21 protein-coding genes are annotated in these 23,757 nt (G+C 38.3%); 6 read left to right on the top strand and 15 right to left on the bottom strand.

Translation table 11 applies throughout. The features are described 5' to 3' along the window. Positions 1-75: 75 nt before the first annotated feature. From NSQ94_RS17610 to NSQ94_RS17645, 8 genes are all read right to left on the bottom strand, one after another. Positions 76-399: a PTS glucitol/sorbitol transporter subunit IIA gene (locus NSQ94_RS17610; RefSeq protein WP_339229756.1), complete on the bottom strand. Its 324-nt coding sequence runs from the start codon at positions 397-399 to the stop codon at positions 76-78. Positions 400-526: 127 nt separating this feature from the next. Next, positions 527-1,546, bottom strand: coding sequence for a glucitol/sorbitol-specific PTS transporter subunit IIBC (locus tag NSQ94_RS17615; RefSeq protein WP_063388882.1), 1,020 nt, complete (start codon positions 1,544-1,546; stop codon positions 527-529). A 20-nt stretch (positions 1,547-1,566) separates the two neighbouring features. Then, positions 1,567-2,121 (bottom strand): PTS glucitol/sorbitol transporter subunit IIC, encoded by a 555-nt coding sequence (locus tag NSQ94_RS17620; RefSeq protein ID WP_066251165.1) that lies wholly within the window; start codon positions 2,119-2,121, stop codon positions 1,567-1,569. A 13-nt stretch (positions 2,122-2,134) separates the two neighbouring features. Further along, on the bottom strand, positions 2,135-2,587 hold the full coding sequence (locus NSQ94_RS17625) for a transcriptional regulator GutM (protein WP_186439333.1): 453 nt from the start codon (positions 2,585-2,587) through the stop codon (positions 2,135-2,137). A 4-nt stretch (positions 2,588-2,591) separates the two neighbouring features. Continuing rightward, positions 2,592-4,532 (bottom strand): BglG family transcription antiterminator, encoded by a 1,941-nt coding sequence (locus NSQ94_RS17630; RefSeq protein WP_339229758.1) that lies wholly within the window; start codon positions 4,530-4,532, stop codon positions 2,592-2,594. A gap of 116 nt (positions 4,533-4,648) precedes the next feature. Next, the gene (locus tag NSQ94_RS17635) at positions 4,649-5,449 is read right to left on the bottom strand and encodes an SDR family oxidoreductase (RefSeq protein ID WP_066251157.1); all 801 of its coding nucleotides are present in this window, start codon (positions 5,447-5,449) and stop codon (positions 4,649-4,651) included. A 1,876-nt stretch (positions 5,450-7,325) separates the two neighbouring features. Continuing rightward, positions 7,326-8,729 (bottom strand): ATP-binding protein, encoded by a 1,404-nt coding sequence (locus tag NSQ94_RS17640; protein WP_066251154.1) that lies wholly within the window; start codon positions 8,727-8,729, stop codon positions 7,326-7,328. After that, positions 8,726-9,409: a response regulator transcription factor gene (locus NSQ94_RS17645; protein ID WP_063388886.1), complete on the bottom strand. Its 684-nt coding sequence runs from the start codon at positions 9,407-9,409 to the stop codon at positions 8,726-8,728. Before NSQ94_RS17645 ends, NSQ94_RS17640 begins: the two co-directional genes overlap by 4 nt. A gap of 334 nt (positions 9,410-9,743) precedes the next feature. Between NSQ94_RS17645 and NSQ94_RS17650 the strand changes: the two genes are divergently transcribed. Genes NSQ94_RS17650 through NSQ94_RS17670 form a run of 5 tightly spaced genes read left to right on the top strand, consistent with a single transcriptional unit; the run spans position 9,744 to position 14,569 of the window. After that, positions 9,744-11,021 carry a NosD domain-containing protein gene (locus tag NSQ94_RS17650; protein ID WP_339193489.1) on the top strand — a complete coding sequence of 426 codons (1,278 nt, stop codon included), beginning with the start codon at positions 9,744-9,746 and terminating at the stop codon, positions 11,019-11,021. Further along, positions 11,014-11,559 (top strand): nitrous oxide reductase accessory protein NosL, encoded by a 546-nt coding sequence (locus NSQ94_RS17655; protein ID WP_327848122.1) that lies wholly within the window; start codon positions 11,014-11,016, stop codon positions 11,557-11,559. Before NSQ94_RS17650 ends, NSQ94_RS17655 begins: the two co-directional genes overlap by 8 nt. A 43-nt stretch (positions 11,560-11,602) precedes the next feature. Beyond that, on the top strand, positions 11,603-12,415 hold the full coding sequence (locus tag NSQ94_RS17660) for an ABC transporter permease subunit (protein ID WP_339193492.1): 813 nt from the start codon (positions 11,603-11,605) through the stop codon (positions 12,413-12,415). Further along, the gene (locus tag NSQ94_RS17665; protein ID WP_339193495.1) at positions 12,412-13,113 is read left to right on the top strand and encodes an ABC transporter ATP-binding protein; all 702 of its coding nucleotides are present in this window, start codon (positions 12,412-12,414) and stop codon (positions 13,111-13,113) included. Before NSQ94_RS17660 ends, NSQ94_RS17665 begins: the two co-directional genes overlap by 4 nt. Before the next feature lie 34 nt (positions 13,114-13,147). Then, complete coding sequence (locus NSQ94_RS17670; RefSeq protein ID WP_339193497.1) at positions 13,148-14,569, top strand: PepSY domain-containing protein; 1,422 nt, start codon at positions 13,148-13,150, stop codon at positions 14,567-14,569. A 333-nt stretch (positions 14,570-14,902) separates the two neighbouring features. On the opposite strand, the gene NSQ94_RS17675 is transcribed toward NSQ94_RS17670, so the two are convergent. The 7 genes from NSQ94_RS17675 to NSQ94_RS17705 form a co-directional block, all read right to left on the bottom strand. After that, entirely contained in the window at positions 14,903-15,241 is a 339-nt protein-coding gene (locus tag NSQ94_RS17675) for a hypothetical protein (RefSeq protein WP_339193499.1), read from the bottom strand. Between the two features lie 117 nt (positions 15,242-15,358). Then, complete coding sequence (locus NSQ94_RS17680) at positions 15,359-16,279, bottom strand: Rpn family recombination-promoting nuclease/putative transposase (RefSeq protein ID WP_339193501.1); 921 nt, start codon at positions 16,277-16,279, stop codon at positions 15,359-15,361. Between the two features lie 872 nt (positions 16,280-17,151). Further along, positions 17,152-18,285 carry a hypothetical protein gene (locus tag NSQ94_RS17685; protein WP_339193504.1) on the bottom strand — a complete coding sequence of 378 codons (1,134 nt, stop codon included), beginning with the start codon at positions 18,283-18,285 and terminating at the stop codon, positions 17,152-17,154. A gap of 11 nt (positions 18,286-18,296) precedes the next feature. Then, entirely contained in the window at positions 18,297-19,550 is a 1,254-nt protein-coding gene (locus NSQ94_RS17690; RefSeq protein WP_339193507.1) for a hypothetical protein, read from the bottom strand. Further along, a complete protein-coding gene (locus tag NSQ94_RS17695; protein ID WP_339193509.1) occupies positions 19,550-20,419 on the bottom strand; it encodes an ABC transporter ATP-binding protein in 870 nt (289 codons plus the stop codon). Before NSQ94_RS17695 ends, NSQ94_RS17690 begins: the two co-directional genes overlap by 1 nt. Positions 20,420-20,421: 2 nt before the next feature. Next, complete coding sequence (locus NSQ94_RS17700; protein ID WP_066251127.1) at positions 20,422-21,180, bottom strand: hypothetical protein; 759 nt, start codon at positions 21,178-21,180, stop codon at positions 20,422-20,424. Further along, the gene (locus NSQ94_RS17705) at positions 21,170-21,721 is read right to left on the bottom strand and encodes a sigma-70 family RNA polymerase sigma factor (protein WP_063388899.1); all 552 of its coding nucleotides are present in this window, start codon (positions 21,719-21,721) and stop codon (positions 21,170-21,172) included. The genes NSQ94_RS17700 and NSQ94_RS17705 overlap by 11 nt, the downstream gene beginning before the upstream one ends. Positions 21,722-22,227: 506 nt before the next feature. Here NSQ94_RS17705 and nagA point away from each other — a divergent pair. Beyond that, the gene (gene nagA / locus NSQ94_RS17710; protein ID WP_339193511.1) at positions 22,228-23,412 is read left to right on the top strand and encodes an N-acetylglucosamine-6-phosphate deacetylase; all 1,185 of its coding nucleotides are present in this window, start codon (positions 22,228-22,230) and stop codon (positions 23,410-23,412) included. Positions 23,413-23,757: the final 345 nt, after the last annotated feature.

Here is a 23,757-nt window from a genome sequence, read left to right on the forward strand (position 1 = left end):
ATTCAGCCTCATTTTTCTCTCCTATTTGAAAAAAGTCGGATGAATAGCCGTTACGAATGGAAAGCATCAAAATTTTTATTCACTTGCAATCTTTATTTCGGTATTCAATCCAATTTCAGGGATATCTTTATTTTCCAAGTACAAAGTGCCCGGCAGTTCCGGTGTTGTCGATCCGTCAAAGCGCAAAGTAATATGCCCCAATGTTGTTAAGTTTCTTTGCACAGCATCGCCGACAGACGTGATTTCAAATTTTTCATTATTAATATAAAGCTTCTGTCCAGCTTGAATGACTCCTTCCGCCTTTACGACATCAATGACATAACAAAAATCTTTCAGATCCTGTGGAGCTTCATTGCCAAATAAAATAATCATTTTCTCTTTCAAAAAATGATCAGCCATTGTTCCGATTCCTTTTATTTTATTCTTATAAATGATTGTCATAAAGTCGGCACAAACCTGTTGCGGTTGTGCCTTCCCTCCCATATGTCAGATTTTTGCAAAACTCATGATGTTATGATCAGAAAATTTACGAATCATAAAGTCCGAAGCTTGCCAGCCAAGCGACAAACACCCTTGGAACCCCGATTAAGAATCTTGAATAAAGGACGGACGGTACACCGACCTCTACTGTTTCAGGTTCCGCTTCTGCAAGTCCTAAACCTACAGGTATAAAGTCACAGGCGTTTTGCGTATTGATGGCAAACAATGCTGGCAGCGCCAAGTTTGGCGGGATATTCCCTTTGCCAATTTCCACTCCAATCAGCGTCCCGATAATCTGAGCGATTACTGCTCCAGGTCCAAGCAAAGGTGATAAAAATGGCAGCGAGCAGATAAACCCGATTAAGAGCAATCCCCATATATCGCCAGCCAGCGGCGACATGATCTTGGCAAATACGTTTCCGATTCCTGAACCTTGAATAATTCCAATCAGCAATGATACAAAAGCCATGAACGGAATAATCGTGTTAATCATTGTTTGCACTGCTTCACGTCCTGCTTGATAGAACGTGCTAATGACTTTTCCTGCGCCAAGTCCAATTTTCGTTAGTAAGTTTTTATTGGAGCTTGCTGCCATTGTTTCAGAAATCTTTTTATCACTGCTATATTTAAACTCTCTTTCAGGTTTTTCTTCCGGGATTTTTTCTTCAGCCGGAGCCGCCTCTCTAGCACTCTCTTCAACGGGCTGAATTTGATCCAACCCCACATCTGAAACGTAAATATCTTCCGTAATATATTGGGCCAACGGTCCGCTTTTTCCTGTTGGCATAATATTGACAGTTGGAATGCGTTTTTGCGGATAGATGCCGCAGCGTAATGTACCGCCGCAATCAATAATTGCAAGCGCAATCTCTTCATCCGGTACTGATGTTTTAAAACCGTTGACCGGCTCGGCACCTGTCAGTTCAGCAATTTTGTCTACAATTTCAGGCTTTGCTCCTCCGGTAATATAAACAATTTTATTTCTTTTTTCCGTCGGTGTAATGATGAGCGGTCCGCCAAAACCGCCGCTGCCCTTCACAATTTTTATCGACCGATATTTAGCCATTTCCCATTCCTCCTCCTTTTCTAACGATGATGTAACGTTACTTCTGTTTTCAATTTAATATTTTGCTGTTTTTCTACTATTCTTGTTGTAAAATCTGTAATCCAGCCTGCGAAGAAGTTCATCACGAGACCGACAAGGAAATAACGGACAGCCAATTCTGCAGTGCTCAAACCTAGTTTCTCAATTCCAGCCGCAATACCGAGCCAAATAAATAATTCCCCTGGGTTTATATGTGGAAATAAACCGTTGCTGGTATGGCAAAAATATGCACCTGAAGCGAAATAGCTCGGTTTATATCTTTCCGGCAAAAAACGTCCTAATGACAACGCCATTGGATTCCCTAGCATAAATGAACCGACAAGCGGCAAGACTAAATATCTTAACAACGGGTTTTTAGAAGATGCCATCGCAAGTTTATTGACCCGCTTTTCTCCAATAAGCTGAATGAATGTATTCATACAAACCATCAATAGCAACACAAGCGGAACAATGCTTTGCATCCACGAAATAAATGTTTCTGCGCCAGTTTTAAACAAATTCATAAAACCTTCAGCAATCGTAACAATAATATCCACGTTCCTCACCTCTTCATGATTTTTTTACCGAAACAATGTTTTCTGCCTGCATCATGATTCGTTTAAAGATACTCGGCTTTTCGGGAATTTCCCCGCCGCTCATAATAATCTTATAATTGCTGACCGCATCCAAAATAGCTGATTTCAATAGCTTGTTGCAATGAGCCATATCGGCTTCTCCAAGCGTTTTTATATTTTTGCCCGTAAAGCCTTTCAATTCCCGAACTTTCGCTAAAACTGTAACCCCTTGTATTTTCATTGCTTTCAGAATCTTCCCGCTGTCGGAAACGGCAAATAATACAATGGTGCCCGCCCGAATTCTGCCGGGGCGCTTTCCGATTGCCACTTTTCCAATCTTTCGCAGCTCTATATACGCTTTGGCAAAATGTTTAATTTGAAAATAACCTAATGCCAATTGCACGATAAATGCTCCTGCTATAAAAAGCATAATGATGATCAATTGCATCCTATCACATCCCTAAGATTGATGATGAACTGCTTGCTTGTTCGAGGTATTTTGTAAAATCTTCGTAGCTGGCTGCACCGGCCAATTCCTCTACCTGTTTCTGATCAGAGGCGATTTTGATGATTTCATCGTAAATTTTAATCAGGAGGCTTGCATCATTATCGGCTTTTTCCGGTATTCCCAACAGAAAGACAAGCTTGATTTCCTTCCCGTCAACCACTGCTTTTTCAGGAAAAACACCGATCGCCATTTCAATCTGATTGGACTTGTAGTTAACTGTATGCGGCAAGGATATATACCGGTCAAAAACCATTGATCCTTTCTCTTCCCTTTCTCTCAGCCTCTCTTTAAACCCTTCGTCCAAATAGCCTTTCTTGACTAAAACGTCGATCATATCATTCACATTTTCGTGGTAGCCTTTATTTGTATCTAAGACGAAGAATTTATCTTTGTTGAGTAAAAGTTTTAAAATTGAACGGTGATTGCCAAAATCTTTCATTTTAAATTTTTTCCGATAGGTCATCTTTTCTATTTGCCTGGAAACATTCGCTTCGTCAAAGATTTCGTTAATTATGATGACAGGTGGATCAATTGCAAAATGAAGCTTTACTGTTGAAAAGACCATATCGTATTGATTCAAAAGCTCTTTTGAAACTTCAATTTCAGAGTAAATATCAATTTGAGTATTTGGATTTAATATGCGCTGCAGTTGAATAGAGACTAATTTGGCAGATCCCCGCCCGGTTCCGCAAATGACTGCAACTTTTTTTAATGCTCTCGTTATTTCATCATGTTGGGCAATGAATACTCCGAAATACAAGGATAGGTAGCCAAGCTCATCTTCAGGAACCTTCAGTCCATACTCTTTCTCAATTACTTGCCCGGCAATTTCGGCCAATTTAAAGGCGACAGGATACTTCTCCTTCACATCAGCCAGCTGCGGATTTTTCAAACGCACATCAAACATCAAGCGGTTCAGCATAAAGGTTAAATGATACAGAATATCTTTGAAAAATGTTTCATTTTCGAAAATAATGCTTTTATCAAACCCTACTTGTTCGATTATTAAGTCCAAGAGACGTTTAATATCGTCGGAAATTGTAATATCTGCAATTGTTCGAATGTTTGTCGGCGTTCTTCTTCCCGCGATCGGCAATGTTATAAACAGTATTTCAGGTTGTGAAATTTCAACCGGCAAATGCCGTTCGATTACGGAAACGATTTCTGAAGCAATCGAATAGTCCTGTGTATTTAATAGTTTGTTATATTTTTCATCCAATTCCGTAAGAGGATGATTTTTTATAAAACGATCCAACATGACAATAATAAATTGCATTAACTTTTTTTGGGTGGTAGACTCTAAATTGTAGTGATTGGCAATCTTCATTATTTCTTCTTTAATATCTTCATCCAGCGGGTAATCCCCGTATAAATAGTCATAGACGTTATCTAATATAAAAAAACGGATATCCAGTTCATTTCCTTTTAGGCTCATCCCGCTGTTCGGTTTTCCATGAATGGCTAAATTGTAAGATTCCAACGCTACGGCAGCTTTTTTTATTTCATTTACAAGAGTTGTTCTCCCCAGATTCATGTCAAAAGCGAGCTCATCCAGCGTATTCCTTCCTTTGCTGTTGATTAATCGATCAATGATAAAAGCGATACGCCTTTGTGATGAATCCAGCATGTTTTTCTTCTTAGAAACGGTTTCAATGAAATCATCAAACCTATGCCCATCTTCAATAAACAAATGGTAGCCTTTTCCCTTTTCGTTTTTGATGGCTGCAATCCCATTCAGTTCACTGTTAAGTAGCTTAATATAATTGCGGATTGTTCTCGTGCTGACCCCCAATGAGTTGGCAAGATAATCCAAAGAACAATAGGATTTTTTTTGAAACGTTTCTAGCATTTGAACAACACGGCCATCAATTGTAAAATCCAACAATATTCACCACCTTTTACGTAAAAATAAAGTGACATAGTTTCGTCTATCAGTCAAAGGTAGTGATTGGAATTTTGTGATATTTCGTTATAGGACCATTTTTTTAGGCTGCTGTGATCTTAACCGCGGGATTTGCCTCCAGAAATATTAACTGTCGTACCAGTAATATAACTTGCACGGTCTGAAGCCAAGTAAGAAACTAAATCGGCTATTTCTTTTAGTTTACCCGGACGCCCAAGAGGAATGGAATTGCTGTAATCCGTTGACAATTGATCAACTGTGACGCCTCGAGTATAGGCAAGCGCTTCATTATAAGCATCTGACGTCAAGCCTGTCGGTTCGTTGATGCCAGGCGCCACCGCAACAACTCGGATATTGTATTTGCCGAGTTCTTTTGCCCACGAACGAGTGAAAGCTATTAATGCTCCCTTTGTCGCGGCATAGCAGCTTTGTCCAGATGATCCTTCCTGTCCGGCTTCGGAAGCAATATTGATAATAACTCCTTTATTTTGTTTAATCATTTCCCTGGCAGACGCCTGTGCACAAAGGTAAGGACCTTTTTGATTGACAGCTACCATAAAGTCAAAATCTTTCTCATTCAACTCGTATTCAGGTTTTTCACCTTTGACATCGACTAACAGTCTTGGCAGGTTGACTCCGGCATTATTTACTAAAATATCGACTGAGCCGAATAATTTCACGGTTTCGGCCACCATTTTGTCAACGCTTTCTTTTTTTGTAACGTCACATTTTAGAAAATAAGAACCATTATCTTGCGGTCCTTCTTCTCCATTTAAATCGGCTACAACAACTTTTGCCCCATTTCGGATCAGTTCGTTTGTGATATGTAATCCGATCCCGGAAGCGCCGCCTGTTACAATCGCCACCTTTCCTTCTAATTCAAGCCATGAGTCACTCATTACGATCTCCTCCTTTTGATCTAGTCTCTGCTCATTAGATGCTTTTAGTGTAAAATGTTTTAACCTTTTATTTAATACACAGTTTTTCACTTAAAATTGAAAAGTGGTGCATGAGCGGACAAAACGGTGGAAACAGATTGGAGCTGTAGAAATGAAAGAAAGTCTTACCTGCTTTCAAGGGTGGCTATAAGCCAAAAGACATATAAAAGTACGGAGTAACGAGAAAAAGACGTTCAACGTTCCAGAAGAAATACCGTAATGAACGCAAGCGCACGACGTAACGAAGCGATATTCGTTCATGAAAGCAAAATGGTGTAAACCGCACGCTTTCAGCAGCTGATAAATATATGAATGAATCGGATTGTTTTATTTTTATTGCATGAATTTTAGACTACAGGAAATCTATCATTTATTAACGAAAAAATAATCTTTCTTATCAAATGAAGGATTAGACTATAAATCCCTAATTTTTAGTCAAAAAACGATGCAAAACTTATCATTTCAAAGGCAATGGGTGTTGAACCACGATTGTATTCCTCCTTGTATTCACTAACGGGAAGCAGTCTTCATGTTTTCATTTTTACACTATCAAATGTGTGGACTGAATTTGCAAGATTTAATGCTTTTGAATTACTCTAAATTGCTGATTTTTATTTACATAATATTACAAAAAAGTTTATTCTGGCATCATACGTAAGGGAATAAGACAAGCTTAATTACTTGTGAGCGGCAAAATAGACTTATAGGAATATTAAGTGAGGTCATCATTTATATACCTACTAATGCCCAATTAGGAATTAGACTAGTTTTAAATGAATATAGATTCAGGAGTGAAAAGATTGCGTAACATTATTTTATTATTCATTATGTTTTTTTGGTTGGCTGCAATAATGTAAATGAATTAAAGAAAGATGAGAAAACTGCAAGTTACGGAAATTTTGAGCTGAAATTAAAAGTCCCCAAAGTGGTTAAAAACAAACAAGAATTTGATATCATTGCAGCTTTTAAAAATAACGGAGCTGAAACAACTTTATTTCATAGTAAACCAATAATAGAATCATTCATTATAAAGGATAAGCGAGGTGAAGTAATTTATTCAAAAGATTAAACCTCAAACAGAGTTTTATATAAAGACGAAATCAAGCCTAATCAAAAATTTGAGGAGAAATTTCATATAGCTATAGATAAAACGGGAACATATTATGTAGCAGTCAACACTTCCAAATTATCTGAGAGCGAGGATGTTGAAGGCAAAAGATTTTCCATGAAGAACATAAAAATAAATGTTGAACAACAACATATAAGCAATCTTACAAATTAAACCCGGCTTTTATTATGATCCCTCTTATGCAGACAGTTAGGAAAAAGTTTAACCTTCGTTTTCTGCAAGAAAAAAATACAGAGTGTTGCAGTATATCTTTATCAAAATTTTGAATAAATGTATATGTGATCTATCCATCAAGGGCTTGGCGTAAATCCTCTGTAGCCATGATTCTTTAGTCAAGCGCCAGCTTCAACAGTTTTGGCAAAACCAAAAAAGGTTATCATGGCTCCTCCTCCATGTAAAGCCCCATTGCATATCACTGCATAAGGATTTTGCAATTCTCTGCACTTTTATTTTGCAAAAAACACCTAACCTGTCTCACAGAGGGATTTTTCACGGAAATAAAAGGATAAATATACTGATGAGTTTCAATGATGGTTGTTTAGGAATCTTAAACAGGAACGACGTTTAGCTAAAAAATTTCTTGAAATATTCGTCAGTAGGTTAAAAAATGCGAAACCTCAAAAAAGATTGATCAAAAGCATTTGCAGACCAGAGGAAACTTTTATCGTACTGCCTGAAGGCCACATTTCGTATAGCCTTTTTAAACATCTACTCTACTATCGGAAATGACAAAATAACCGATGTTCCTTGCCCTTCTTCACTTTCAATTTTCATCGTCCCGTTATGTAAAGCAACAATTTGTTTGACGATGGAAAGCCCGAGGCCTGTTCCCCCTGTTTCTCTTGAACGCGATTTATCTGTCCGGTAAAAACGTTCCCCTATACGATCCAATTCTTTTTTCGGTATGCCTATTCCATTATCCCGAACGATAACAACAGCCCGCTTCTCTTTCTGATACAATGCAATGTTGATCATCCCGTTTTCGAAGGAATACTTAATGGCATTGTCAATCACATTACAAAAAACTTGATGCAGCCGGTTCATATCTCCCATAATGATGATTTCATCATCTAAATCTGTTTTGATGGATATATTCCTTTTCTTCAGCGCAGGCGCAAACAGTTCTAATGAATCAAGAATCAATTGGGAAAAGGCGATCGGCTCTGCTTCAAGAGTCATATCTTTGTTTTCCAGCTCATTTAATTGTAATAAGTCGTTTATGAGCTTCTGCATTCGCGTTGTTTCTTTATTGATGAGCAGAAGATGATTTTTCGCCTCTTCTTTTGATGAATAAGCTTCATCCAGCAAGATTTGCGTGTATCCTCCAATATATGTGAGAGGGGTTCTTAATTCATGAGCCACGTTGGATAAAAATTCTTTCTTGCGCTCGTCTTGTTTTTCAAGAGATTCCGTCATTTTGTTGAAGGCGCTCGCCAATTCTCCTATATCATCTGACGTTTGGATAGGAACTCTTTTAGAAAAATTTCCGCGGCTGATCTCTTTTGCAATCGTTTGAATAGTTCGCAGCGAACGAAAGATCGAATGAATTGAGTACGTGATAACAAAATAGATCAATACGAAAAAGATTAAACCGAACAAGATTAAAATCGGAATCCCTTTACTAAAAACCTCTGGTATTTCGGCTAAAGGAATATAAATATATATAAAACCTATTAAGTTCTGTTCGTGGGTTAGCGGGAATATTGCTCCGACAATCTTTCGATCCAATTCATGAACATAGCCCTCTTTAACTACGTATTGCCCGGATGAGAGCTTTTTCTCATCTTCTTGACTGATCAGATGTTTGTAATCAATTTGATACGGAAAATGTTGATGAAGCTCATCTAATTGATCAACAGCTATTACTTCATAAGGTGAAATGAGATTATACCATTCAATTTTTTCTTTAATATCTTCACTAAGCGAGCCGTAATGAAAGTGAGCAGCTGTCTGCTTTCCTTCAAAAATAAGCCGCTCTTTCACACTGCGAATGTAAAGCTCTTTATATAGGAAGTGAATGAACAGAAAAGAAAACAAGATGGAAAAAATAATGCTGATGAAAAAGAGCAGCAATACTTTTTGACTAACTGAAAAATGTTTTATTTTTTTCAAGACGGCACCTCAAACTTGTAACCGATTCCCCAAACGGTTTGAATTAGATGGCTGTGCTCCTTTAATTTTAGACGAATCGTTTTAATATGAGTATCAACGGTTCGTTCACTTCCTGCATAATCGGAATCCCATATTTGGTCAAGCAATTGACCACGTGTAAATACTTTTCCTTTATTTTTGGCTAAAAGGAATAATAGATCAAATTCTTTTTGTGTGAGCGCAAGCCTGCGGCCTTCAACAGTGGCAATCCGGCCTTGAAGATCAAATTGCAACGGTCCAATAGCTGCTATTTTTACATCGCTTGCAATTCGATGTGTTCTGCGAAAAATCACTTCCATACGCGCCAAAAGCTCTGAAGGATGAAAAGGTTTTACTATATAGTCATCTCCCCCAATCTTTAAACCTTTCACCTTATCTTCCTCATTCCCTTTTGCCGTTAAAAAAATGACTGGAGAATCAATTTGAAGATATTGCCGCATTTCCTCGACTAAAGTAAAACCATCAATGTAAGGCATCATGACATCAACGATCAGCATATCCGGGTTTTCCTTTTTTAATCTTTCAAGTGCTTCAAACCCGTCTTTTGCTTCCAAACATATATATCCTTCTCTTGTCAAATACGTTCTAATCAGCTTTCGCATCTTTTCTTCATCATCAACGATTAACACCTTTAAAGACATCAGCCACTTGACACCTTCTCTCAACTTATTAAATGAATTTTCTAATTTATTAATTATAACCAGAAATTATGAAATTTGTTTGAAGTTTTTCATAAATTTGTCCTAGTAAGCTCCGAGCGATAGAAAGGCAAGCAAATGCTTCACATGACTGTCCATCATGTTTAGACCTCCTGCGATTGGATTTGACAAATTGCCAATTTTAAAAGCAAAGGCCAGTAAATGAATGTAAGAAAGGAAACAAATGTAAAAAAATATCCAAATAGGCTTCATAGTTTTCACACAATTATACGCTAACCTTCAATTAGAACAATGACACTGAAAAAAGGATTCCGTCATGAAAAAATTATGGTATTTAATCGTTTTTTTGATGCTTTTTTGGACACATCCATCCAGCATCCATGCCGAAAGCACATTGCAATATCTGATTGATCAAGCTCCAGAGCACTCAATCGTGAGAATACCGAGAGGCGTTTATCATGAATCAATTGTGCTCTCAAAACCTGTTACGTTACAAGGAAATGGACAAGTAACCATTCAATCCTGCCGTAAAGAACCCGTCATCTCCATCAAAGGTCAACGCGTTTCAGTAAAAAACGTAACGGTCATTCAATGCAGCCAAGAGAAAAACGCTGCCGCTATACAAGTATCAGGAAATCATCACCGAATTGAACACGTTCATATTCGTACAAAGGGGATCGGGTTAAAGCTTGAACACGCCTATCACACCGTCATCACACAAAGCTCGATAAAAGGTGAAAAACAACATAACGGGATTGATTTATGGAAGTCAGAACAAAATGTCATTGAAAAAGTCAGAATCGAAAAAGTGAGAGATGGGATTTATATGGAGCAAAGCGATTATACAACGGCCGTCCAAAACCTCATCCAGCAATCAAATTACGGCATACACATTATGTATTCTGACCACATAACAATTCAAAAAAACATTTCCAAAAATAACGTGGCAGGAGCGATGGTCATGGAAACAAAGGGTGGAAAAATCGAAAATAATGAATTCATTTTTAACAACCGCAATGTTCATGCTCAGGGGATTCTTTTATTTGATGCGACAGAGACAAAGGTGGTTCGCAATAATATTTCTTATAATCGAGTTGGTATTTTGGCCGAAAGCGCCTCCAATAACCTTATTTTATCCAATGAAGTGCGTGGGAATTTTATTGGCATTCAATTCAAAGAGGCGAACGGAAACATCGTTTCAAACAATACGTTTATTAGCAATGTAAATGAAGCTCAAGCTTTGAGCAGCTCGGACAATGAAGTGAAAAGGAATTATTGGGACGCCTCTCTAAAGCTTGATGCCGATGGATCCGGTTATAGCGACATACCTTATAAAACGAATCCGTTCTTTTTAAGTTTGACGAAGGATATTCCAGAATACCAGCTGTTTTTCCATTCACCAGGCATGGTTGTATTGCAAAAATTATGGAAAAGTCCAGACAATGAAGCGATGACGGATGACTCGCCGCTTATGACAGCTAAAATACAAGATGAATCAAAGTCATCTTCTGGAGTGATCATTGTTTTCAGTCTTCTCTTGTTTTTAGGAAGCATTACTTTATGGAGGATAGGGAGGAAAAAAGAGGATGCGTAAAATGTATTTCATTTTCATGTTATGCGCTCTACTGATTATCACTGCTGCGTGCGGAAAAAAGGAAGTGTCGCCAAGAGCCATTGATGAAAAAAACGATAAATGCGCTCAATGTAACATGGCTGTAATGGATAATCAGTTTGCAACACAGCTTATTTTAAAAAATGGCAAAACATTAGTTTTTGATGATATCGGATGTATGTATAAATGGAAAAGCGAAAATAAAAATGAAAACATCGAAGCGGAATTCGTCAGAGATTATCATTCGAAAGAATGGGTTGAATCTGATAAAGCAACCTACGTGTATGATCAATCGATACGGACGCCAATGGCCTACAACGTCATTTCTTTCCAAGATAAAAAAGATGCTGAAGCCTTCATTTCAAAAAATAGCGGAAAAATATTAAACTTCGATCAATTGCAAGATCATAAATGGAAAATGAATAAAGAAATGATGGAAAAGAATATGCAGGATGGTCATACGGATATGAATGGCGACCACAGCCACATGGATGAGGGCAATGATCATTCACATGAATGAAGGGCAAATTTATAAGTGCCCTTTTTTTACAGCGGGAGGAGTTATGCGGAACATATGGAAAGCCGAATGGCGTTTGACAATCAGGCAGCGTTCTTCTTACACGTTTGTGTTTCTATGGATTTTCGTTTTATCATTACTATTTTTGTTAGAGCGGAATAACCCTGCTCTCACAGGCTATACAAACATGACAGGCACAATCGCCAACATTGTGCTGTACATCGTACCACTGTTTATGCTGGTGGCTGGATCGTTTTCCATCGCGAATGAAATGGAAAATGGCCAGTGGAGTCTTTTATGCACGTATCCGTTGCCGACTATTGCCTATTGGGTTGGGAAGCTTTGCGGGCAATTGACCGCACAATCTGCCATCTTCAGCTTAAGCTTCAGTTTGAGCCTTTTGGTCGGCACTTTATTGGGAAGTTCATTATCTTTGAAATGGGTGCTCATTTTATATATTTTTTCTATCTCGCTAATATGTTTTTTTCTCGTCATCGGCTTGACCATTGGCTCGTTTTCAGAAACGAGATGGCAAGCTCTCATACTTTCGGTCGGCGTGTGGTTCTTTCTTATCATGATATGGCCGACTGCAGTCATTTCCGTTTTGAGCTTTGTCCCTTATCCGATGATAGCTCCGCTTTTAAAGGCATCTTTATTCTGTAATCCGGCGGAATTGCTCCGCATAGTATTTGTTGTTCAGCTTGACGGCGGAGCTGTTTTTGGACAATCATACGACGAGCTCATCTCTTTTATGCAAACAAAAGCGTTATGGGTGCTGTTCGTCGGTTATATGTTCATCTTTTCAAGCATCATGCTTGCATTTTCCGTCTGGAAGCTTGAAAGGAAGAAAAGACAATGACAACATTACAAGTCTCCGACGTTTCAAAAAAATATAAAACAAAAGTTGTGCTTTCTTCCATGTCACTGGAAGCAAAAAAAGGGGAATGCATCGTATTATGCGGCGGAAACGGAGCCGGAAAAAGCACGCTTCTTCGCATTTTGGCGGGTATTTCAAAACCGTCCTCCGGGGACATTGTTTTAAACAATGTCAGTCTAATTAAAAACAGAAAAAACTATATCGAGCAGATCGGCTACATGCCCGATGATTTTCATGCTCAGCAATTCATGACGCTTCAAGAATTTTTATCATTTTATGCCAAACTGCGGAAAAAAGATCAATCATCTGTACAAGACATTTTAAAAAAAATAGGTTTGGAAGAATTTAAAAGAGAACTAGTGAAAAATGTATCAAAAGGAATGAGGCAAAGACTATTATTAGGACAAGCATTGTTAGGAAATCCAAAACTGCTCTTGTTAGATGAACCAACAAATGGTTTAGACCCATTTTGGATTGATCAGTTTGTCAATTTGATAAAAGAACAAAAGATGAAAGGCACAATCATCATTTTTTCCACTCATATGATGGATGTTGCCGCAGAAGCAGGCGATCAAATTCTGTTTATAAAGGAAGGCTCTATTATTGACCATATGAAAAATACAATTCATAAGGAAAAAACCGCATTGCAATTGTTGAGGTTATATCGACATGATCTATAAAAGTTTTGTCATTGCTTAAAAAAGGGTGAAAAAAATGGAATTTGAAAGAATAGATGCAGTAGCAAAGGATTCAAAAGCATTCACTGATAAACAAACGAAAGCTTCTTTATATAAAACAGTATGGAGATGGCATTTTTACGCAGGGATTTTTTTCGCACCGCTGATTATTTTTTTGTCTATTACCGGAGGAATTTACCTGTTTAAACCACAAATTGAAAATTACATGTACCATGATCTTTATTACGTCCAACAAGGACAGCATAAAATTTCATCTACAGAACAGATTCATGAAGTGAAAAAGAATTATCCACATGCAAAAATTACAGGTTTTACACCTTCCTTTGCGCCGGACAGGTCATCTGAGGTTGAAATAATGGTGAACGGGGAAAGTATATCTGTGTTTGTTAATCCATACAACGGCGACATTATTGGAAAGTTAAATGAGAATGCACGCTTCATGGCATGGGTGAAAGATTTGCATAACGGTGAATTATGGGGCGGCACCATTGGAAACTGGTTAGTAGAGCTCTCCGCTTGCTGGTTCATTATCCTAATTATTACTGGTGTTTACTTATGGTGGCCGCGAAATAGAAAATCTCTTTTTGGGACATTGATTCCGCGAATAAACCTGAGTAAAAGAAACCGCACGTTTTGGCGCGATATGCATGCCGTTACAGCAATCTGGCTTTCTGTTTTTATCGTTGTACAATTGTTTTCTGGACTCATGTGGTCCGGTGTTTGGGGAAGCATGGCACATCATATCGTTGATCCCATTTCCGGAAACCCGGAAGGAGATCAACCATGGGAAAAATATGCATTTCCTAAATCAACAATTCCAACAAAAGAAATAGCAGATGTTCCTTGGGCAGCTGAAAACTTACCTGTGCCCGAATCAAGTCCCAAAGGAATGAAAACAATTTCTGTTGATAAAGTTATGCAAATTGCAGAAAAAAACAACGTCCAACCGGGATATAGAATTGCATTTCCTGATGGAGAAACCGGTGTATATACGATCTTTCTAGATCCTGCTGACGTCTATCCTAACCGCCCACTGCCTTGGGCGCAACAAACACTGCATATTGATCAATACAGTGGAAAAGTTTTAGCTAAATTTGCATGGAGTGACTATGGTGCATTGGGAAAATTAATTTCACTAGGCATTGCATTTCATCAAGGAGAATTTGGATTCATTAGCCAGCTGTTCATGCTTGCATTAACTATTGGCATTATAATGATTGTTGTAAGTGGCGTTATAATGTGGTGGAAGCGAAAACCGAAAGGCAAATTGGGTGCTCCGGCTTTGCCAGAAAACTTTAAAATGTTAAAGGGAGTAGCCGTCATTGTCATTGTTCTAGGTCTTTTCTTCCCATTAGTAGGCGCATCACTATTGATAGTGTGGGTTTTGGATTATTTCGTCATTAAAAGAATTCCTACTGCAAAACAGTGGATTGGATAGAAAGCTAAATGGGAGCATCACACGAATAATGAATAATTTGTTATCAACCATTTACTGGAACCTGAGCCAATAAATCATTCCGCCTGTCAGCTCATCGATTGCATACGTCTGATTCCGTGAATCCCCGTCAAAGGAGAAAAGTTTTCAAGTTCGTGCGCGCTGGCAGGCGTCTTCAATGTTGGCACATGCTTTTGCAGCACTCCCATTTTACTGGAATAACAAGTATAACTCCTCTATCTCGTCCACAAAATTCAGGTAACTTCCTTTTTAACAGAATTGACTTGAACAGCAGGCAATAATTGATCATGTAATGAGAGTCTCGTTCCTTCCCGCTTAAAAGGAGTGAGGCGATAGTTTCTTTTTCAGTTCATCTAGCTCTTCTTCAGTTAATTTCGTAACTGACATAATAACTTCCTCTTCTAGCCCTGAACGAAGCATTTCTATGGCTACCTGTCGAACTCCTTCTTCCCGGCCCTGCTTCAACCCTTTTTTCAATCCTGCTTCCATTCCCTTTTTCAGCCCTTCCTCCCATCCTGCTCGCCGTTCGCCTTGAAGGTTTGACAATTGGTCCCGCAGCCATTTCAAACGCATTTCATATTCATAACGGTTTACCGGGTTGACGCTTAAGCTTTCCCATTCTTCCAGCGCTTCACGAATTTCCTGCTCATTCATCGCAAACACCTCCAGTTTCGATTTTTCACTTTTCGCCATCCACTGGAGACATGAAAAAAATTTTAGTTCATACCTCTTTTCACATAAAATGAACTATTCTACTCATGGTCAAAAAAGTCATTCATCCAATAGTTTCTTCTTCAGTTCATCTAGCTCTTCTTCAGTTATTTTTGTAACCGACATAATAACTTCCTCTTCTAGCCCTGAACGAAGCATTTCTATGGCTACCTGTCGAACTCCTTCTTCCCGGCCCTGATTCAGCCCTTCCTCCCATCCTGCTCGCCGTTCGCCTTGAAGGTTTGACAATTGGTCCCGAAGCCATTTCAAACGCATTTCGTATTCATAACGGTTTACCGGGTTGACACTTAAGCTTTCCCATTCTTCCAGCGCTTCACGAATTTCCTGCTCATTCATCGCAAACACCTCCAGTTCACTGAGCATAAACTCATCGATTTTCCCCTTTTTGGCGTCTACTGCTGACAGCATCATCAGCCACGGATACTCTGGCAATCGTTTTATTTCTCTGTTATATTTCTTCCATTTTACCATAAACTGCTGTAAATCAATGACGTGAAATTCAAGGTGCGGACTCCAAAGAAAATGTTCTTCATCTTCTCGTATATGGAAAACCGTATGAAATCGCTCCGTTTCATGAGGAAAAAGCCGATAATTAAGGATGGTAATCATAAAGGTAGGGGGAAGCATGCTGTACGGCTGTCCTTTTGCTAATGACCGGGAGAAAACCCTCGCCCAGTAATACAAAATTCGTTCCGGTAAATCGTGCTGATTTACGATTTGAATTTCCACATTGATGCGCTCGCTTCGATCCGTCAGCACCAGTACATCAAGCCGGTTCATTTTTCCATCTTCTGTCTCTTTCGTCAGCTCTGTGCTTTCAAACTGAACATCGACAATGCGATCTGCCTCGCTCCGATGTAAAATCGCATTCAAAAAGGCAATGGTAAGCGACTTGCGGTTCGGGTTGCCGAACAGCTGCTTAAACATGAAATCTATCTTCAAATCGAGGTATTCTTTCATAGTGAAGATCGTCCTTTCGAGGGAGAATAAAAATAAGAGGAAAACATAAGAGGGGGAAAGATTAAAAATCGTAATAACTAGGGACAAGTATTAATATTCACACCAAACAGAACACATGTTCTGTAAATAATATAAAACTACCTATAAGAAATGTCAACCTAAAATTTCAAACTTATTAATAGGAATTTAAATAATGAAGTTTTTTACTAGATTTTTGAACGCTTCCAGCCGCTACAATTCAAAACAGCAGAGAAAGGCATTTTTTTCAGTTTTACTGTAAACGCTCAAGTAATGCTGTTAAAGCCTCACTTCATCATATAACAATAATGAATATAAAAGAGGAAAAACATTTAGATTTAGAAAAAAACAGAAATGACGGAAACCTTCATCGTTCCGCTTGATACAGGTGTCCAAAAGTAATGCACTTCAATAAAAAAGACCTTGCCAGCCTCCTGAAATGTCCACCTTAAACCATATAGCGTAGGTAGAAAAAATTGCTGGCAAAGTCTAAGATTCATCGTCTTAAAGTTTTCGAATCCCATAAACTGAATAGCCGACACTAAAATTGTTCTAATGAGATTGATTGTCTTAAAGTTTCGAGCCCCTCTCGATCAATCAAATTTCAAAATGGTAGGGATTTATAGAAATCAGTCAAAAAATAGGCAGATAAAAATCAGAAGGTATAGCGGCATGATGTTTCTGATTGCTTGCCGAAGCTCTAAAAAATGAATGTAAATCGTATCAGACTGTCTGTTATTTTATCGAGGCTGGAGGAAGGAAAATCAGAAGAAGGAAGCAACCCCGTGAATTCCTGCTTCATCGATCTCCAGCCCGCTATCATCAAGATCGTGCTTTGTCCGCTATTGCTTGGCTTATATAAGATCAACAAGCTTTTCCTGCTTCATTCTGTAAATGATAAATATCGTACTGATCGCGATCAATACAAGAAAGGTGCCGATTGTAAGCATAAGCGGATGAAGAATCGCAAACAGTTCGCCAACAAGGTATTTTAAAGTACAATAGCTTAGCAGCACAACGATCGGGACAAGCGAGCCGATCAATGTGATGTAGTTTTGTGCGATCCGTGAGAAAAATACTGAAAAGAGCGCCGCAACAATGGCAACAATATAAGTAGCAATCACCGTTGTGATGATATAGCCTTCAAATGTAAAGTCAAACCAAAAATAGTAAGAATTATAGAACGAATTGATGGAAAGCGGAAAAAAAGCTTCCGTACCATTCCCAAGATAGAAAAACCAAAAAATGACGATCTGCACAGTTGTGATCAATGCTGTGGCTGCTAAAGCAGCAAGAAGTTTTGCAGAAAACAAATTCCGACCGGTTTTCGTCGTGTATTGCAGACTGATCGCATTGTTTAGTCTGTCTGTAATATGAACGCGGCATGTTACCATGACAACGCTTATAATAATCAAAACCGTCCAAAAGCGGGTGAGCTCATTGTAATTTTCATAGACAAGATATGGAAGAACAGAATTGACATCCTTGTTAGCCATGATTTGTTTTACACGTTCTTGCTGATCTTCATCGGTATAAGATTCAATATCCCTCCCTTTCGATTCATATTGTTCAATGATATTTTCGAATGCTTGCAGTTCCCAAAAAACATCTGCTTGATCAACAAACACGACTTTTTCATGAAAATCTGCATACTGTTTATTTGTTAAATCCAATTGTCGAAACTGTTCATATGTTGTAATGCCTAGTTTTTCCGCATCTTGTTGTGATTTTAAATAGGCATTGGCCTCGTCTTTTTTTTGCTTATACCAGTTTTTAAAATGTTGAAACTCTTTTTCGTCCATTTCATGCCCATATTTATTGATCATTTCTTTCGTAATCATAAACTCATCTTTTGCAGGCCGTCCATTAGGGAAATTTTCAAAATAAAAGCTTAAAAACAGCTTGTAAAACAGAAAACTGATGAACAAAATAAGCAGCAGCACCTTCCAATTGAACAATTTTCTTAGTTCGTATAAAAAAACTCTCAATATTCTTCCCCCTAATTTAATGGTTGCCGTTTAAATTTGTACATGCTGAAGAATCCTAATAGAATAAATATGACCGCCCACGCTGCTATCGTTACAGCTTCAAAATATGGAAACATCGTAAAAATGTTGTTTCCCATAAACCATACATGCGGATTCATAATTAAATAAAAAGGATTCACATGCATGATCAAGATAAATTTACTATTCAGTGAAACAACGCTTGGAAGCCATAAACTAACACCAGCGAACAGAGCAAATGTAAAGAAAACAAGATAGCTGTTTTTCAGCCATATAGATAAGCTGAAGGTGAGCAGCATGTACAGCAGCTGGCTTAATAGTAAACAGCCGACAAATAAACAAACATACTGCAAGAATGATAGATTCCACCACGATATGTAAGGAAAAGACGTTTCGCTATTAAAATAGCTGCTAATCGGCACAAACAGAAGATTAGAATAATCATAGACAGAAAAGTAAATGATCAATGTCGCCGCGATTAACAACATAACAGCACACACATTAGCGATTACACTTGCAGCAAGCTTGTCCCATAGCAAATTTCTCCCGCGTTTGCTCGTAAATGCAACAAAGAATGTACGGTGTTCAAATTCATAATTAGTTAGCAATGCTGTGATTAAAACAACGAGGATCATTCCTTCAAAAGCGATCGCCCGGCCAAGCTTTTTAAATAGCAAGGAATGCATTTCATAGACTGATCCTAAATAAAAGAAATGGCGATGTTCACCGTTTTTCACCAGCTGCTGCAGCCGCTTTTCTAAAAGATTGGCTTGGTTCAGCACCGTTTCTTCTGCCTCCCCGCTTAATCCGTATTTCTTGATTTGTTGCCGGGCAAACTCTGTCGCATCCAGCTCGCTGTAAATATCATCGACGCTTTTAGCGGTTTCATAATATTGAGTGAACAAGTTGAGATTGAATAGCCTGTTTAATTCACGATCCGTAAGATGTTGGTACAGAAACGCTTCATGGCCTTTTATAAACTCATATGGAAACTGATACTGCTTCCCGCTTTTTGGATTCAGCTCATTCACCCATACCATTTCATGATCGATTTCTTTTTTCATACCTGCCAATGCTTCATCATCGATTTTCGTCCCGTATTGCTCAACTATGTTTTGTAAAACAGGTAAATTTTCCCGTTCATTTTTATGGTCGAAAATAATCAAACCATTCAACGCCACAAAAAATAATAGTAAAATGATAAAGATCGGCGACTTGACAACTTTTATTAATTCGTATTTGATCATTATGCCAGCGCTCCTTCTCCATATACATGAAGAAATACGTCCTCTAATGTCGGCTCAACACTTTTCCAATTTTCATTTGGCTGTTCGTCGCTAACAAACCGAAAGATCATCTGGCCATTTTCTTGCTTTTCCGAAATTGTTGCAAATCGCTTCCGAAAGATTTCTGCATCCTGAAAATCAGCTGCGGTCTCATAAATGCGGCCGGACAATAATTGGCATAATTCACGTATCGGCTTTTTATATAAAATCGTTTTATCTTTAATCATAATGATTTCATTGGCAATCGATTCGACATCAGACACAATATGCGTTGATAAAATAATGATCCGATCGTTTGCTAATTGGGTTAAAAGCTTGCGGAAACGGGCGCGTTCGGTCGGATCAAGTCCTGCAGTGGGCTCATCAAGAATCAAAATTTTTGGATCGTTCAGCAATGCCTGGGCGATGCCGACCCGCTGAATCATCCCGCCGGAAAACTTCCTCATTTTTTTATGCATGACATCTTCAAGTCCAACGAGCTTTAAAAGCTTCGGTATTTTTTCTTTTGCTTCATGCTTTGAAATCCCTTTTAAAGCTGAAAGGTAAAGCAAATATTTTGCAGGGGTGTAATGCTTGTAATATCCGAACTGCTGCGGCAAATAACCGAGAAGCTCGCGGTATTTGCTGCCGAGATGGATGATATTTTCTCCGTTGTAACGAATTTCTCCTTTTGTTGGAAAGATGAGTGTGACAAGCATTTTCATCAATGTTGTCTTCCCAGCACCATTTGGAGCTAATAGTCCGTAAATTCCGTTGTCAAACTGTAAATGAACATTTTCAAGAGCAATAAAATTGCCGTAATATTTGGAAACATGGTCGACAATTAGCATCTTTACAAAACTCCTTTTATATTGGTTTTGACGAAAAACAGCTTAAGCTGATGAACATATATATACATCGCAGCCATCCCGATGATGATGTAAATAAAATACGGAACGTTTAACAAAAAGGCTTGATAAACATAGCTGTTCATGTAAGAAAGAAACAAGTTTGCGGCAATCCAGCTGATAAATAAAGCAATTTTCCCACTTTTTGTCGGTACATAAAGCAATACATACAAAAAAGCAGCAGCAAAAAGAAATAAAGATGCAACAGATAATAAAAAGGCAAAAGGAAAATGAATGGAAAACTCTGTTGCCAGCCAGAAAATGATGACTCCATTGGCGAGCATAGCGAAAATGCTGAACATGAACATACGGAATGCTGCTAATTGATACACATTGTATTTACAAGTCATTTCCACCTCAAACGCCGGCTTTTGCTTTTGGCAAATAAAAAAGAAAAAAACGATGACAAAATAAACAACAGGTGAAAAACAAAAGATGAATGTATATACATCCAAGGCTGTCCATGAAAAATATTCTGCCGTTGAAAGAACAAACATAGCAAAAACAGCGATAGTTAAAACAATCGTAAAAGCGATTTCCGTCAGATCACGAAAGACGTTGCGGAAACCGACTTCGCGATACATAGTGAACATATATTGCCAAAAGGAAGGCTTTTTGTTCATGCCTTTTGCAATAATCTTCTGAATTTCTTGTTTGATCTCCTTATCGCTAGGAAAAGGAATTTTTTCGTTATCAATGGCCATGGACATCCTCCTTTAACTGCTCATTGATTTTTCGCAATGTAGAATAATATTTCGTTTTTACGGTTGATTCTTTTATCTGGAGCTTTGCGGCAATCTCGGCAAATGTTTGGCCTGCAAAAATTTTCATTTGCACAATTCGTCGATTCTCATGATCAAATCGTTCAAGCAGGTTTAAAACCTGTTTTACCTCGTCCTTTTGTTCGATTGTAAAAAGCACATCATCACTTTCCCGCTGATCTGTTAACAAATTGACCGTTTTCTTCTGCTGTTTATATTCTTTCGAGCGATAGTAATCGATGATTCTCGCCTTTGCGATTTTATACAGCCATGTCCGGAACGCCGCTTTCCCCTCATAATGGTGAATGCCGCGCAGCATGCTGATGAAAATCTCCTGCGTCAAATCTTTCGCTAATTCTTGATCAAACGTTTGTTTAAATACGAACGCATAAATCTCTTTGTAATAATAAGAGATCAGCTTATTTGCCGCTTTTTCACTTGCCCGCTTCTGTATTGCTTTTATCCATTTCTTCTCTTGATCCATCGTGAAGCTTCACTTCCAATCCCAAAGCTCAAAACTTCTATCACTACCTATATATTCGCAAATAATAAATAAAAAGTTTTGCGAAAATCAAAAAAATTATTCAGCCTCTTTATCCAGCTGTCAGTCTCTTGATTGTTCGCGTGTCATTCGCTTAACGACATATCCTTACTGATTGGACCGGTCTGCTTTATGCACACTAGCGAAAAAACGTTTCTTTCAGAACGGAAGCTTACATTACGAATAAGCGATTGTGATATAATGTGTATTCCGGCATGCAGATGAACGATATGTTTGCTTCAAAATACTGAAACGACTGCGGTTTAAAGGAAAAGCTGCTAAAAAGAATTATTAAAGTCTTCTTTATCTGGAAGCAGTAGTTTCATATTTTTTCAATTTTCCGGATAGACCCAATATATGTGCTTAAAAATCCCATAAAAGTCATTTAACATTTTGTTCCACATACATACAATTTAAATAGAGATTGTTACTAGAAAAAGGAGATCTTTATGAACAAGATTTTATTATCGAATATGACGGTATATGCTGAAGAACGAGTTTTCAAAAATGGATATGTATTAATAGAAAATGGGAAAATTCTCGAAGTTGGTCCTCAAGAAAAGCTGACTGTTACAGACGAACGGGTTGAAAAAATTGAAAGCAAAAACAAATATGCAGTTATTCCTGGTTTTATCGATTTGCATATTCATGGAGCAGCAGGCGCTGATACGATGGATGGAACCGATGAGACAATTCGCAAAATGGCAGCGGCACTCTCCCGGGAAGGAACGACGAGTTTTTTAGCAACAACGATGACAAGCTCTGAACAGCGGATTGAAAAAGCTCTGATCAATGTAAGAAAGTACATGGAAACAGCGAATGAACCCGGATATGCAGAAGTGTTAGGAGTCCACTTGGAAGGTCCGTTTATTTCCCCTAAAAGAGCAGGGGCACAGCACTCAGAAAATATTCTCGAACCGAACTTGCAGTTATTTAAAAAATGGCAGCATATGTCCGGCGGAGCGATAAAGCTTGTGACATTGGCGCCTGAAAGAAAAGGTGGAATAGAATTAACCGATTATTTAAAACAAACAGGAGTTGTCGCCTCCATCGGGCATTCAGATGCTTCTTATGCTGAAGCTGCTAAAAGCATACAAGCTGGCATTACCCATGCAACCCATTTATTTAATGGAATGAGCGGATTGCACCATCGCAAGCCGGGAGCTGCTCTAGCAGTGCTCATGCATGATGAGGTGTTGTGCGAAATTATCGCAGATGGCATTCATGTGTGTCCGGAAATGGTGAAATTTGCTTATCAAAATAAAGGAAATGACGGGCTTATTTTAATCACGGATGCAATGAGAGCGAAATGTCTCGGTAAAGGAATCTATGAACTTGGAGGCCAAGAAGTCCGAGTGAATGAAGATCGGGCAGTTTTGCGGGATGGGACGCTGGCAGGAAGTATTTTGAAGCTGAATGATGCAGCCAAAAACATGATGGCTTACACCGGATGTACGCTTCAAGACATTATTCAAATGGCAGCCGTTAACCCTGCTAAACAAATAAACGTTTATGATCGCAAAGGAAGCATTGCAAAAGGAAAAGATGCTGACTTAGTTGTTTTAAATGACCGCCTTGAAGTAGTAATGACATTTTGCCGCGGAAAACTTACCTATTCACAACAAGAAATGTGACGAAGATATTGCTGCCAGCGAAAGATTACGGTGATATGAGCATGAAAGCAGCACAAATGATTAGGTAAACAAGAACTGAATTTTGCTAAAATGATCCGTTTTTAAAACAGCTTCCTTTTCCATCGTTTCAATAGTTTGATTTAAAGCATCTTGATCTAAACATATATAAGCTCTGAACCCCTTGTTTCAGCAATAATCAGTCAGTCTGGATTATTCCGTAATGACGCTTTGATCTATTTTTCATAGGATTATCTTGTTTTCCCTTGATTTTCGGTTAGAGTTCTCCAAACTGATTATATTTTACTGGATACAATTCTTTTATATGGCTATCATAGTGTAAATGTC

Source organism: Aeribacillus sp. FSL K6-2833, assembly GCF_037965815.1.
In the GTDB taxonomy this organism is placed as follows: Bacteria; Bacillota; Bacilli; order Bacillales; family Aeribacillaceae; genus Aeribacillus; species Aeribacillus composti.